General features: G+C 63.1%; 10 protein-coding genes and 3 pseudogenes. 6 read left to right on the plus strand and 7 right to left on the minus strand.

Annotated elements, in window-relative coordinates:
- The 4 genes and pseudogenes from E5W87_RS27185 to E5W87_RS27200 all read right to left on the minus strand — a co-directional run.
- Nucleotides 1-180 (minus strand): annotated as a pseudogene (locus tag E5W87_RS27185) (aminomethyl transferase family protein); the annotation flags it as partial.
- Nucleotides 181-183: 3 nt separating this feature from the next.
- Nucleotides 184-1,749: an NAD(P)/FAD-dependent oxidoreductase gene (locus E5W87_RS27190; protein ID WP_292404676.1), complete on the minus strand. Its 1,566-nt coding sequence runs from the start codon at nucleotides 1,747-1,749 to the stop codon at nucleotides 184-186.
- Nucleotides 1,736-3,355 (minus strand): NAD(P)/FAD-dependent oxidoreductase, encoded by a 1,620-nt coding sequence (locus E5W87_RS27195; protein WP_292404678.1) that lies wholly within the window; start codon nucleotides 3,353-3,355, stop codon nucleotides 1,736-1,738. The genes E5W87_RS27190 and E5W87_RS27195 overlap by 14 nt, the downstream gene beginning before the upstream one ends.
- A gap of 106 nt (nucleotides 3,356-3,461) precedes the next feature.
- The gene (locus tag E5W87_RS27200; protein ID WP_292404694.1) at nucleotides 3,462-3,743 is read right to left on the minus strand and encodes a hypothetical protein; all 282 of its coding nucleotides are present in this window, start codon (nucleotides 3,741-3,743) and stop codon (nucleotides 3,462-3,464) included.
- On the opposite strand from E5W87_RS27200, the pseudogene E5W87_RS27205 reads away from it, so the two are divergent.
- The 5 genes and pseudogenes from E5W87_RS27205 to E5W87_RS27225 all read left to right on the plus strand — a co-directional run bounded on the left by E5W87_RS27205 (nucleotide 3,729) and on the right by E5W87_RS27225 (nucleotide 8,646).
- Nucleotides 3,729-4,330 (plus strand): annotated as a pseudogene (locus E5W87_RS27205) (class I SAM-dependent methyltransferase). The gene E5W87_RS27200 and the pseudogene E5W87_RS27205 overlap by 15 nt on opposite strands.
- A 6-nt stretch (nucleotides 4,331-4,336) precedes the next feature.
- Nucleotides 4,337-5,053 (plus strand): transcriptional regulator BetI, encoded by a 717-nt coding sequence (gene betI, locus E5W87_RS27210; protein WP_292404680.1) that lies wholly within the window; start codon nucleotides 4,337-4,339, stop codon nucleotides 5,051-5,053.
- A 27-nt stretch (nucleotides 5,054-5,080) separates the two neighbouring features.
- On the plus strand, nucleotides 5,081-6,163 hold the full coding sequence (locus E5W87_RS27215; protein WP_292404682.1) for an ABC transporter substrate-binding protein: 1,083 nt from the start codon (nucleotides 5,081-5,083) through the stop codon (nucleotides 6,161-6,163).
- A 102-nt stretch (nucleotides 6,164-6,265) separates the two neighbouring features.
- Nucleotides 6,266-7,339, plus strand: coding sequence for an extracellular solute-binding protein (locus tag E5W87_RS27220; RefSeq protein ID WP_292404684.1), 1,074 nt, complete (start codon nucleotides 6,266-6,268; stop codon nucleotides 7,337-7,339).
- Nucleotides 7,336-8,646, plus strand: coding sequence for a flavin monoamine oxidase family protein (locus E5W87_RS27225; RefSeq protein ID WP_292404686.1), 1,311 nt, complete (start codon nucleotides 7,336-7,338; stop codon nucleotides 8,644-8,646). The genes E5W87_RS27220 and E5W87_RS27225 overlap by 4 nt, the downstream gene beginning before the upstream one ends.
- On the opposite strand, the pseudogene E5W87_RS27230 reads toward E5W87_RS27225, so the two are convergent.
- The 3 genes and pseudogenes from E5W87_RS27230 to E5W87_RS27240 all read right to left on the minus strand — a co-directional run bounded on the left by E5W87_RS27230 (nucleotide 8,610) and on the right by E5W87_RS27240 (nucleotide 11,485).
- A pseudogene (locus tag E5W87_RS27230) lies at nucleotides 8,610-9,678 on the minus strand (ABC transporter ATP-binding protein). The gene E5W87_RS27225 and the pseudogene E5W87_RS27230 overlap by 37 nt on opposite strands.
- Nucleotides 9,679-9,718: 40 nt before the next feature.
- On the minus strand, nucleotides 9,719-10,543 hold the full coding sequence (locus tag E5W87_RS27235; protein WP_292404689.1) for an ABC transporter permease: 825 nt from the start codon (nucleotides 10,541-10,543) through the stop codon (nucleotides 9,719-9,721).
- Between the two features lie 24 nt (nucleotides 10,544-10,567).
- Nucleotides 10,568-11,485, minus strand: coding sequence for an ABC transporter permease (locus tag E5W87_RS27240; protein WP_292404691.1), 918 nt, complete (start codon nucleotides 11,483-11,485; stop codon nucleotides 10,568-10,570).
- 309 nt (nucleotides 11,486-11,794) lie between these two features.
- Between E5W87_RS27240 and E5W87_RS27245 the strand changes: the two genes are divergently transcribed.
- Nucleotides 11,795-12,904 (plus strand): aminotransferase class III-fold pyridoxal phosphate-dependent enzyme (locus tag E5W87_RS27245; protein WP_292404692.1); only part of this gene is annotated, 1,110 nt, incomplete at its 3' end.

Genomic DNA, 12,904 nt, shown 5'->3' on the forward strand with positions numbered 1-12,904 from the left:
ATGTGGAGCGCGGTAGCCGGCCCAATTGTACCAGTCATTGGTCCTGGCCAACGCGTCGATGCGCGGCTGGAACGGCGTGCCGAGCCGCAGCGTGCGGAAATGGGATTGTGCTGAGGTGCGGGCCGAGACGATGGGGCTCGTCTTTGCCACGCTCGGTTTCTTTTTGGCCGCCTGTGCCATGGCCTACCCCTTCATCGCAATGATGCGTTTTGCGGCATTTAAGCCGGGCGCGCCGGAAACGCCGCCGCCTGGGTGAGAGCCGGCGCCGGCGAGGAACAGCCCGTCGATCGGCGTGTCATAGCCCGACCAGCCGGAGACGGGGCGCGACATCAGCATCTGGTCGGCCTGCAGTTCACCGTGATGCCAGTGACCGCCCGGCATTCGGTAGCGCGCCTCGATGTCGGCCGGTGTCAGCAGCTCGGCATGGAACACGGTCTTGCCGATTCCCGGCGCATAGGTCTCCAACTGAGTCATGATCGCCTTGAGGAATTTCGGCCTGCCGGCGCCCCAACCCTCTCTCAGCGCATAGGGTGCATATTGCACCACTGCTGAAAGCACGCAGGCGCCGTCCGGCGCCAGCGACGAGTCGGCAAGGCTGGGCAGCGTGATCTCCATCACCGGCTCCGGCGAGAACTCGCCGTACTTCGATGGATTGAAGGCGCGCTCGACATGATCGGGCGAGGGCGCGATCACCAGACGGCCCTTGTGGCCGGCGGCATCGACGCCGGTGAATTGCGGCGGCCGGTCGAGCGCCAGATGCAGCTTCGCCGCATCGCCCTTCATGCGGACATTTTTCATCTTGCGCACGAAGCGCGTGTCTAACTCGCGCGGCCCGACAAGGTCGAAAAAAGTGGTCGCCGGATTGATGGCGGAGACGATCGTCTTGGCGCGGAACATCTCGCCGCTGGCCAGCACAACGCCGACGGCGCAGCCTTTCTCGACGATTATCTTCACCACTGGTCTTGCCGTACGAATGGTCACGCCGGCCTTTTCCGCCGCTGCGCGGATGGCTGAAATGACAGCACCCATGCCGCCCTTTGGCAGAACCTGCGCGCCGGCAGTGCCGCCTGCCTCGCCCGCCAGCCGATGATAGAGACCGAGCAGCGAGGTCGGCGAGCGCGGGCCGAGATGGGAGCCGAGCGTGGAATCGAAGGCGAGCAGGCCCTTCAGCCGGTCGTCGGCAAGCTGCTCGTCGAGCAGGTCGGCAACGTTCATCAACAGCACGCGCAGAAAGTCGCGCATATCCTCCTTGCCGAGCTTCTTCAACGCCAGCGCTGTTTGGCCGAGCGACACCGTCTCAAGCAGTGACATGCCGCCGAGATCGGGCGGCCGGCGCGCAAGGAACGGCTTCAGGATGCCGGCGTAGCGCAGCAACTGAGCGCGCAGTTCCTTCCAGGCGGTCTGCTCGGAGGAACTGGCGCCGGTCAGCACCTCGCCATAGGCGCCGTGCAGGACAAGCGGCGGGCCGTCTTTCGATAGCGCCACGGATGGCACGAAGTCGCCGCGCGCGAATTGCAGCCCGTGCTTCTCCAGCTCCAGCGTCTTCACCACTTCGAGGTGAAGACGGTTCAGCAGGTGGGCGATCGAGGAGACGCGAAAACCCGGCGCGAACTCCTCGGTGCGCGCCGCGCCGCCGACGTCGCCGGCGGCTTCCAGCACCAGCACCTTGCGGCCGGCTTTCGCCAGCGTGGCGGCGGCGACGAGGCCGTTGTGGCCGCCACCGATGACAACAACATCAAATGACGTCATGGGCCGGGCTCATATGGGTGGTTGGTTTGGCGAGGTCGCGCAGGATTTCGGCCGCTGCATTGCGACCGGGCGCCCCCATGACGCCGCCGCCAGGATGGGTCGAGGAACCGCATATATAGAGCCCACCGACCGGCGAGCGGTATTGCGCGTAGCCCGGCACCGGACGGTTGAACAGCAACTGGTCGAAGGTCAGTTCGCCCTGGAAGATATTGCCTTCAGTCAGGCCGACCTCAGCCTCGATCTCGCGCGGCGTGCGCACCTCCATATGGACGATGCGGTCGCGAAAACCCGGCGAATAGTCTGAAATCTGGCCGATGACGCTTTCGGCAAAACCGTCGCGGTCGGCGTCGGTCCAGTCGCGGCCGTTCACCTTTGGTGGTGCGTACTGCACGAAGCAGCTCATGAAGTGCTTGCCGGGCGGCGCCATGGTCGGGTCGAGCGTCGTCGGGATCACCATGTCGAGGAAAGGGTCCGCCGACCAGCGTCCGGCCTTCCAGTCGTCATAGGCGCGCTCCATGCGCTCCATCGAGTCGGTGAAGTGCATATCGCCGCGATAGACCGGCGAATCCTTCGACAGCGCCGGGAATTCGGGCAGCGAATCCAGCGCGATGTTGACCTTGCCCGACGAGCCGCGAATCCTAAAATTCCTGACCCGGCGCAGAAAGATCTCGGGCAGTTCCTTCTCCTCGACCAGCTTGAGAAAAGTGCGTTTCACATCGGCATTGGAGACCACGAGCTTGCCGTGGATCTCTTCGCCGCCGGCGAGCACCACGCCCCTGGCCTTGCCGCGCCGGACCAGCACATGGTCGACCTCGGCGCCGGTGCGGATGGTGCCGCCGGAAGCCTGGAAGCTCGCGGCGAGCGCCTTGGTGACGGCGCCCATGCCGCCGCGCGCATAACCCCAGGCGCCGACCGAGCCGTCGACCTCGCCCATATAGTGGTGCAGCAGCACATAGGCAGTGCCGGGTGACATTGGCCCGAGCGCGGTGCCGATGATGCCGGACAGCGCGAAATTCGCCTTGATGACGTCGGTCTCGAAATATTCGTCGAGGAAGTCCGCGATCGACATGGTCCAGAAGCGCAGCGTCAGCGCCATTTCCTCAGGCGTGAGCCCGGCGAACTTTTTTCCCAGATACAGAAGTTCGCCGAGATCGCGCGGCCGCAAGCTGGTCGGATCGGGCGCGGTGCGCATCAGCAATGGCTGGATGAAGCGGCATTGCCGCGTGACGTCGCGGGCGTAACGGTCATAGGCTTCGGCGTCGCGCTTGGAAAAGCGGGCGAATTCGCGCCGGTGAGCGTCGTGGTCGCGGTAGTTGGCGAGATAGTCACCATCCCTGGTGAACACCGCGCCGCCCTCATAGGAGATCACCTGCAGGCCGAAGCGCGGCAGTTCGAGGTCGCGCATGATCTCGGGACGGAACAGGGAGCAGACATAGGAGCAATTGGAATAGAGGAAGCCGGGCGTCAACTCCCTGCTGGTGGCGGCGCCGCCGACCCAGCCGTTCTTCTCGACGACCAGCACGTCGAGCCCGGCGCGCTGCAAGTAGCAGGCATTGACCAGGCCGTTGTGGCCACCGCCGATGACGATCGCGTCCCAGGATTTCATTTTGGCCCAGTCTTCATTTCTGCCCGACCCCTTCGTGTGATCGGCCCCGAATACGCGAAATCTGGCATGGCTGTCGCCGTATTGTCCAGCCATTTTGAATGAATGTTCAACAAATGATATTGCGTTTTCGCGTTAATCGGCTAGGCTTTGCCAACATTTCGATATGGGCTTGGACTAAGGTCTGATGATCGAAACGGTAGATGCCGAGCCGGAGTATGACGACACCGCCATCCGCTTCCTCGAGGCGCTGTGGGGCGACGGCTATCTGTCGCCTGGCGGGCCGGATGAGGTCGACCGGATTGTCGAGGGCCTTGCGCTCAAGGGCAAGACGATCCTCGACATAGGCTGCGGCTCCGGCGGCATCACGCTGCATCTGCTCGAGCGCCATGACACTGCCCACGTTACAGGCTTCGATGTCGAGCCGCCGGTGATCGAGCCAGGCAAAGGGCGGCCGCACGCGGGCTTTCCGATCGCGCCAACTTCGTCCAGACGCCGCCCGGGCCGTTGCCCTTCACTGATGCTTCCTTCGACGTCGTCTTCTCCAAGGATGCGCTGCTGCATGTGTCTGACAAGGAGACCTTGTTTGCCGAAATCTTTCGCGTGCTGAGGCCGGGCGGTGTCTTCGCGGCATCGGACTGGATGATCTCGCACGACGGCGAACCATCGCCTGAGATGAAGGCCTATGTCGCCGCAGAAGGCCTGTCGTTCGCCATGGCATCGCCGGCCCGCTATGCCGCGGCGATGCGCCGGGCAGGCTTTGACGAGGTCACGGTGCGTGACCGCAATCCCTGGTATCGCGAGGTCGCGCGGGAGGAATTGAAACGTCTCAAGGGCCCGCTCTACCCGGCGGTTGCGGCTGCGGTCGGTGCGGCCTATGCCGACAAGAACATACGAACCTGGGAAGCCATGCAGAAGGTTCTTGACAGCGGCGAGCACCGTCCCACTCATCTTCGCGGTCGAAAGCCGGTTGGATAGCTGGCGATGCTGGAGACCATCACGCCCATGAAGACAGCCGAGGCCAAGGAGGCCCTCCTCGAATCAGCGCGCAAACACGAGCCCGAAAAGCGCGGTCGCAAGGCGTCGAAGGAGGTCAGGCAGCTGCAGCTGATCGAGGCGACAATCGATTCGCTGGCCAAGCGCGGCTATTCGGAGACGACGATGGCCGATGTCGCCGATGGCGCCGGCCTGTCGCGCGGGATCGTCAATTTCCACTTCGAGAGCAAGGAGAAGCTGCTCGTCGCCACGCTGCAATACATGGCCGACGAATATGCCACGCACTGGCGCGCTGCCCTCACCAAGGCTGGCGACGATCCTGCCCGCCAGTTGCAGGCTCTTGTTGCCGCCGATTTCGACCGCTCGATCTGCAACAAGCGCAAGCTGGCCGCCTGGTGCGCCTTCTGGGGCGAGGCCAAGTCGCGCCCGACTTATCAGGCGCTGTGCGGCGCGCGCGACGCGGCCTATCAGAAAGTCTTCATCGACCTTTGCGCGACGCTCAAGCAAAGCGGCGGCTATGCCTTCGAGCCGCAAGTCATGGCGCTGGCGCTCAGTGCCATGCTGGAGGGTCTGTGGCTGCGCCTGATGATGGGCACCGAGGACGTCACCCGCGAAACCGCGCTGCAGGCGGCGAACGAGTTCCTGTCGGCTGCATTTCCAAAGCATTATCCGCGGCCAACAGCCGGTGGCGACAAGACTGCATGAATAATCAAAAAAGAGGATGGAACAGCAATGAAGACCATGACCCGACGCCTGACACTGACATTGGCACTAGCCGGAACCCTGGCGGCCTCGGTCGCAGGGCTTGCGATCGCTGCCGACAAGGACCTGGTCGTGTTCGACTGGTCCGGCTACGAGGATCCCGGTTTCCACCAGAAATATGTCGACAAGAACGGCGACTCGCCGACCTTCACCTTCTTCGGTGACGAGGACGAGGCATTCGAAAAAGCCCGTTCAGGCTTCAAGGCCGATCTAGGCCATCCCTGTTCGCAGAGCGTGGTGAAATGGCGCGAGGCGGGGCTGCTGCAGCCACTCGATACGTCGAAGATATCGGCCTGGAAAGACCTCAATCCCGGCATCATGGCGATGAAGGATCTCGCTACCACCGCCGACGGCAAGGCCTGGTTCATGCCCTGGGACTGGGGCAACTCGCAGCTGACCTATAATTCCGACAAGGTCGATGAGAAGGACGTCCAGTCGCTGAAGGTCTTGGCCGATCCCAAGTTCAAGGGCAGGGTTTCCATCGGCGACAATGTCGACGACGCCTATGCGCTGGCCTCGCTGGCGATCGGGCTCAAGGACTGGACCAAGATGACGGACGACCAGTTAAAGCAGGCGTCGGACTTCCTGCGCCAAGTGCACAAGAATGTTCGCTCCTACTGGACCGATTCCACTGATATCGTCCAGTTGTTGAGCGGCGGCGAGGTCGACCTTGCCTGGGCGTGGAACGACGCGACGGTGCAGTCGGTCGCCGCCGGCGTGCCGATCAAGGCCAAGAAGGATACCGACGAGGGGATCTCGACTTGGGTCTGCGGTTATGTGCTGTTCAAGGATGCGCCGGGGAATACCGACAAGGCCTATGATTATCTCAATGCCGTCAACGATCCGGAAGTCGCCAACATCCTGGTCAAGGACTGGGGCTATGGCCAGGCCAACGCCAAGGGCATGGCCGGTGTCGATCAGGCCGTGCTGAAGGAAAAGGGCTACGACGACGTGCAGAAATTCATCGACAAGACGCTGTTCCAGGCGCCGGTTCCCTCAGAACTCAAGCTCAAGATGATCGCCGAGTTCGAGAAGATCAAAGCCGGCTATTGAGCTTGTTTCACCTATTTCGTCTGCCCACCAGACGGGCTCGCCAAGGTCACTGAAATTCCGTAACGTCGCTGCGCCGCTTCCCGCGATGAGGAGTTTCGCGCCATGGGTTCCATGCTTCGCCGCCTTGCCGTTGCTGCCGCATGCACGATCGGCGCAGGCGCTGCCCTCGCGGTTGCGGCGGACGGGAGCGACCTCGTCGTGTTCGACTGGTCGGGCTACGAGGATCCGCTGCTCCATCCGGCCTACGCCGTCAAATACGCTGCCGAGCCGACCTTCGCTTTCTTCGGCGACGAGGATGAGGCCTTCCAGAAGATGCGGGCCGGCTTCAAGGCCGATATTGCGCATCCCTGCTCGCAGAGCGTGGTGAAGTGGCGCGAGGCCGGCATGCTGCAGCCACTCGATACCGGCCGCATAGCCGGCTGGAAAGACCTCAACCCAGGCATCATGGCGATGAAGGACCTCGCCACCGCTGACGGCAAAGCCTGGTTCATGCCCTTCGACTGGGGCAACACATCGCTGCTCTACCGCACCGACAATGTCACGGCGGAAGAAGCGCAGTCGCTGCGGATCTTCGCCGATCCGAAATTCAAAGGGCGCGTCACCATCGGCGACAATGTCGATGACGCCTATGCACTGGCAAGCCTGGTCATCGGTCTTAAGGACTGGACCAGGATGACCGACGCTGGGTTCAAGGAGGCGTCTGATTTCCTGCGCCAAGTGCACAAGAACATCCGCTTCTACTGGACCGACGATACCGACATCAATCAGGCCTTCTCCGGCAACGAGGTCGATCTGGCCTGGGGCTGGAACGAGACCTTCGTCACGCTCAAGGGCCAGGGTGTGCCGATCGCCATGAATCGCGGCACCAGGGAAGGCCTGTCGACCTGGGTGTGCGGCTATGTGCTGATGAAGGGCGCGCCGGGCAATCTCGATCAGGCCTATGATTTCCTGAACGCGGTCAACACGCCGGACGTGTCAGGCTACATGGTCACGACATTCGGTTACGGCCACGGCAATGCCGCCGGCATGGCGGCGATCGAGCCTAAGCTGCTGGCCGAACGAGGTTTTGACGATCTCGACAAGTTCCTCGACAAGACCTTGTTCCAGCAGCCGGTGGCGCCGGAGCTCAAGCGGCGGATGATCGAAGAGTTCGAGAAGATCAAGGCCGGCTATTGAAGAGCGGGATCGAAAGAACCGACGTCGTCATCGTCGGCGCCGGCTTCACCGGTCTGTCGGCCGCGCATGAATTGAAGGAAGCCGGCATCGATTTCCTGTTGCTCGAAGCGCGCGATCGTGTCGGCGGGCGCGTTGGAGCCAAGCGCAACGGGCTCGGCGAGCGGATCGACAGCGGCGGCCAGTTCCTGTGCCAGGACATGCCGGAACTGATGGCGCTATTGCAGGCGCACGGCAAGACCCTGGTCGAGACTTATGCAAAGGGGGAATTCGTCACGCAGCCGCGGATGAGCGCGCAGCGAGCCGACCGAGCTTATCTGGGTTCGATGGCGATCCGCGACCGGATGAATGCGATCGCGCCGGACGAGCCAGCCATTGCCGGATTGACCGTCGCGGTATGGCTCGACCGCCAGCCTGACCCCGACCAGGCCAAGGCGGCCTTCCGTTCGATGATTGAGGGCTTGTGGTGTCAGGCGCTCGAGAAGCTGCCGCTGTGGCACCTGATCGACAATGACCGCCGCATCACCAACGAGGTTTCGGAGCTGCAATATTTCGTGCGTGAAACCATGCAGTCGCTGGCGGACGATCTGGCCAGCGATCTCGGTGATCGTGTGCGGCTGAACACGCCGGTCGGAATCGTCGAGCACCGGCCGGACGGGGTTCGTCTGGCCTCGGCGATGGGTGCGGTCGAAGCGCGGGCGGCCCTGGTCGCGGTGCCGCCGATGACGGCCTCGAAGCTGAACTTTGTACCGCCGCTGCCGGTTGGCCTGAAAAGGGCGCTTGGCGTCTGGCAAAGCGGCGCGGTGATCAAAGTTCTGGTGCGCTATCCCAGCGCCTTCTGGCGTGCAAGAGGCCTGAGCGGCGTGGTGATGTGGCGCGACCTGCCGGGGCTGTTTGCCTGCGACGTCAGCAAGGACGATGACCACGCCGCGCTGGTCGTCTTCGTTGGCGGGCCGCTGGCCTTGCGCTGGCGTGAGCTCGGCGACGCGGCATTGCGCGCTGAGGTGACGACGAGGCTGGAGGGCGCGCTCGGCACAGAGGCCGCAGACATGCTCGATCTCAGCTATCGCGACTGGACGCATGATCGCTGGAGCGGCGGCGGCTACAGTGATCTTATCGTCGATGCGACGGCGACCGACGCCGAACGCATCATCCTGGCCGGCGCACCACCGCTGCATTTCGCCGCGTCCGAGCTGTCGCCGTCATTCCCGGGCTACATCGAGGGCGCTGTTGTGGCCGGGCGCATCGCTGCACGAAAGATCATTTCGGGGCTTCAGTCTGCCATCGCCACCAGCGCCTCGGGATCGTAGGCGAGGCGGATCGAGGTGCCGACCGGTATATCGTCGGCACCGAAATCGTTGGTTTCGGTCACCGAAAGCGGCTTTTCCAATCCCGGGATCTCAACGATCAGATGAGTGATCTCGCCGAAGTAATGGCGCTCCACCACCTTGCCGGCCACTTCGAATTTCGCCGTCGCATTGTCCCACAACACGCGCAGACGCTCCGGACGGATGCCGAGCGTCGCAGCCCCGCCATTGCGGACGAAAGCCTTCGGCTTGTCGGTCTTGACGCGGCCGAAGCCCAGCGTGTCGACAACCAGCGCCGTCCTCTTCGACGATTTCGGCCTTGACGAAATTCATGCCGCCGAGGAAGTCGGCGACCTGACGGTTGACCGGTCGCTGGTAGATCTCCTTGGGTGAAGCGACCTGCGCGATCCTGCCGCCGAACATCACGGCGATGCGGTCCGACATCGCCAGCGCCTCATACTGATCGTGCGTGACCAGGACGAAGGTGATGCCGACCGCCTGCTGCAGCCGACGCAGCTCGACCTGCATCTGCTCGCGCAGCTTCTTGTCCAGCGCCGACAGCGGCTCGTCGAGCAGCAGCACCTTGGGCCGCATCACCAGCGCACGGGCCAGTGCCACGCGCTGGCGCTGGCCGCCGGAAAGCTCGGTGGCGAGGCGCTTGCCGAGGCCGGTCAGCGACACCTGGACCAGCGCCTCTTCGACGCGGCGCTTTTCTTCCGACCGTTCGAGCCTCAACCGCTTCAGCCCATAGGCGACGTTTTGCTCGACATTGAGATGCGGGAAAATCGCATAGCTCTGGAACACCATGTTGGTTGGCCGGCGATTGGCCGGGATACCCTCCATCGACTGGCCGTCGACCGAGATCAAACCGCTGGTCGGATTGTCGAAGCCGGCGATCATGCGCAACAACGTGGTCTTGCCGCAGCCTGACGGGCCGAGCAGCGAGAAGAACTCGCCCTCCTTGATGGTCAGCGAGGCGTCGTCCAGCGCCTTGAACGACCCATAGCTGCGGGTGACGTTGCGAATCTCAATCATTGGTCGTTCGGTTTGGCGGGGTCGTTCGGCTTGAGGCGGCTTAGGCAAGGAGGCCTCCGTCGTTCTGGGTGCGTCTTGCCGCGCGGCGGCGCAGGATTTCAGCGATGGTCATCAGCAGGAAAGAGGCAGCCAGCAAGAGCGTGCCCAGCGCCAGCACGCCGGGCAGCTTCGAGGCGAAGCGCAATTGGCCCCAGATATAGATCGGCAGCGTCGCCTCGGTGCCGGTCAGGAAGAAGGCGATGATGAACTCGTCGAGCGAGATGGTGAAGCAGACGAGCAGGCTGGAAATGATGGCCGGCGCCACCATCGGCAGCGTCACCCGTCTAAAGGTGCCGAAGGCGCTCTCGCCGAGATCGGCGGAGGCTTCTTCCAGGCTGCGGTCGAAGCCCTCGAAGCCGGCGGTCAGCACGGTCATCGAATAAGGAATGCAGATCAGGACATGGCCGAGCACGATGGTGAACAGCGACAGGCTCAAACCCAGTTGCAGTATCACCAGGAGCATGGAGATGGCGACGATGATTTCGGGCAGCACCAGCGGCGCCATGATCAGGCTGTTGATGGCGCGGCGGCCGGGATAGCGGTAGCGGGTGATCGAGCGGGCGGCGAGAATGCCGAGCACGGTGGAGAGGATGGAAGCCGATAAGCCGACAACCAGACTGTTCCAGGCAGCGTCAAGCAGCGCCGGGGTGCGTGGCAGGTCTTCATACCATTTGAGGGTGAAGCCGGAGAGCGGGAATTTCGGCGTCGCGGCGCTGTTGACCGAAAAGATCGGCAGGAAGATGACCGGCAGGTAGAGGAAAACGACATAGAGGAACGCATAGGTCGACAGCCAGCCGCTGGCCAGGAAGCGCCGCATCGCCGTCATCGCGCCAGCCTCATCGTGCGGGCCTCATCGTGCCAGCCTCTGGGCGGCGCGGATGACCAGCACGGTGGCGCCGGCCATCAGCGTCACGATCAGCATGGTGGTGACCGAAAGCGCCGCGCCAAGCGGCCAGTTGGAGGCCTTGCCGAACTGCGCCTGGATGGCGTTGGCGATCATGACGCCGTCCTTGCCGCCGACAAGCTTCGGCGTGACATAGTCTCCAACGGTTGGGATCATGACGATCAGCGCCGCCGAGATGATACCGGGCGCCGACAGCGGCAGCGTCACGCGCAGAAAGGAACGAATGGGACCGTCGCCGAGATCCTTGGCCGCCTCGACCAGCGTGCGGTCGATTTTTTCCAGCGAGACGAAGATCGGCAGGATGGCGAAGGCCGCCCAGGCGTGGGTCAGCGTGATGATGACGGCGCTCGAATTGTAAAGCAGCGCGGTCGACGGCTCGTTGATGATGCCGAGGCCCAGCAAGCCGGAATTGAGCACGCCGTTGTAGCCGAGGATGACCTTCCACGACATCACGCGCAGCAGGTAGCTGGTCCAGAACGGGATGGTTATGAGGAACAGCCACAGGCTCTTGTGGCGGCCGCCGTGGAACGAAATGAAATAGGCGATCGGATAGGCGAGGACGACCGTGAAGAAGCTCACCATCAGCGAGATGTAGAGCGAGCGCCAGAGCAGGTCGCGATAGATCGGCTCGGTCAGCGCAACGCGGTAGTTTTCCAGGGTGAAGGTGCGATCGATGGTCAGGTAGTTCTGCGTCCAGAAGGAGTGCGCGACGACGACCAGGATCGGCAGCACCAGAAGCACGAGCGCGTAGAGAAAGGTCGGGCTGATCAGGGCAAGGCCCTGGACGGGTTCGGACTGCAGAAGGGCGTTTCGCCTGGCCCGCGTCATGCCAAACGTGGGCGATCCTTCTGCAGTCGCCGTCATGGCAGGCCCTCGGGCAGGCCCCCGGGCGTGATCTCGGTTGCTGGCGCGGATTGTCCTGCCATGCGCGTCCCATTGCTAGAACCGGCTGTTAGTTCCCAATTTTTATGCCCGGGCGCAATCGCTGATCGCGCTCCGAGCTTGCCGGCTTTCTTTCATCATGCGCGCATCCGTGGATTGAAATCAAGCGCTATTTCTGCAATGTTGATTGAACGGACATTCAAAATAGAGCCAGGAAAGCCGGTTTTTCCGGTGGTTGGCGGCCGAGCTTCATGTCCGATGAAATTTGCGATGAAACGATGCGAGGCGACAATGGCGGCTGCAAGAGATTTGAGGGCGACTGAAACGGCTGGACCCGCCGATGCCGTCGAGCTGGCCAAGCGCCATCTCGTCCAGCCCTGGCCGTTCGCCGGGTCGGTCGGCGCAGAGGCGCGCGCCCTGATCGGTGAGGGCGACGGCATCTACATCACCGATGGCACCGGAAAAAAGCTGATCGACGGGCCGGCTGGCATGTGGTGCATCAATATCGGCCACCGCCGCGAGGAGCTCGCGAAGGGGATGTACGATCAGGCGATGGCGCTGTCCTACAACACGCCGTGGTACACGATGAACGCGCCGTCTGCGGAACTCGCCATGCGCATCGCCGGTCATGCGCCCGGCGACCTCAGCCATGTCTTCTTCACCACCGGCGGCTCCTCGGCCGTGGAGACGGCGCTGCGCTTCATGCAGTTCTACAACAATGTCCGCGGCCGCCCGGAAAAGAAGCTGATCCTGAGCCGGGGCGGCGCCTATCATGGCTCGACCTATCTGTCGGCCTCGCTCAACGGCCGCCCGCGCGATCGCGACTGGATGGACGGCGCCGACGATCTGGTCGTCAAGCTGTCCTCGCCCGATCCGTTCCGCCGTCCGCGCGGCATGAGCATTTCAGCCTTCACCGATGTCCTGGTCGACGAATTTCGCGATACCATCGCCCGCGTTGGCGCCGACAGGATCGGCGCTTTCGTCGGCGAGCCGGTGCAGGCGTCGGGTGGCGTCATCGTGCCTCCAGACGGCTATCTCAAGCGCATCCGCGAGATCTGCCGCGACAACGACATTCTCTATGTTTCCGACGAGGTGGTGACCGCCTTCGGCCGGCTTGGCCATGTCTTTGCTTCCGGCGATATGTTCGGCATCGGCCCGGACATGATCACCTTTGCCAAAGGCGTCACGTCAGGCTATTTCCCGCTTGGCGGCGTCATCATCTCGGAACGGCTTCTCGAGGAGCTGCGCCGCTCAAACCATCCGGACGCCATGTTCGGCCATGGATTGACCTATACCAGCCATCCGGTCGGTTGTGCAGTGGCGCTGAAGAACCTCGATATCCTGGAAGAAAGCGTGCTGGCCCACACGCGCGAGGTCGCGCCCTACTTCCAGGCGCAACTG

The organism is Mesorhizobium sp., assembly GCF_004962925.1.
Lineage (GTDB): Bacteria > Pseudomonadota > Alphaproteobacteria > Rhizobiales > Rhizobiaceae > Mesorhizobium.

Bases quoted from the DNA above. Each gene is read 5' to 3' on its own strand.
- E5W87_RS27190 (WP_292404676.1), bottom strand. From the start codon at position 1,749: ATGACGTCATTTGATGTTGTTGTCATCGGTGGCGGCCACAACGGCCTC.
- E5W87_RS27195 (WP_292404678.1), bottom strand. From the start codon at position 3,355: ATGAAATCCTGGGACGCGATCGTCATCGGCGGTGGCCACAACGGCCTG.
- E5W87_RS27200 (WP_292404694.1), bottom strand. From the start codon at position 3,743: ATGGCGCTCGAGCAGATGCAGCGTGATGCCGCCGGAGCCGCAGCCTAT.
- betI (WP_292404680.1), top strand. From the start codon at position 4,337: ATGCTGGAGACCATCACGCCCATGAAGACAGCCGAGGCCAAGGAGGCC.
- E5W87_RS27215 (WP_292404682.1), top strand. From the start codon at position 5,081: ATGAAGACCATGACCCGACGCCTGACACTGACATTGGCACTAGCCGGA.
- E5W87_RS27220 (WP_292404684.1), top strand. From the start codon at position 6,266: ATGGGTTCCATGCTTCGCCGCCTTGCCGTTGCTGCCGCATGCACGATC.
- E5W87_RS27235 (WP_292404689.1), bottom strand. From the start codon at position 10,543: ATGACGGCGATGCGGCGCTTCCTGGCCAGCGGCTGGCTGTCGACCTAT.
- E5W87_RS27240 (WP_292404691.1), bottom strand. From the start codon at position 11,485: ATGACGGCGACTGCAGAAGGATCGCCCACGTTTGGCATGACGCGGGCC.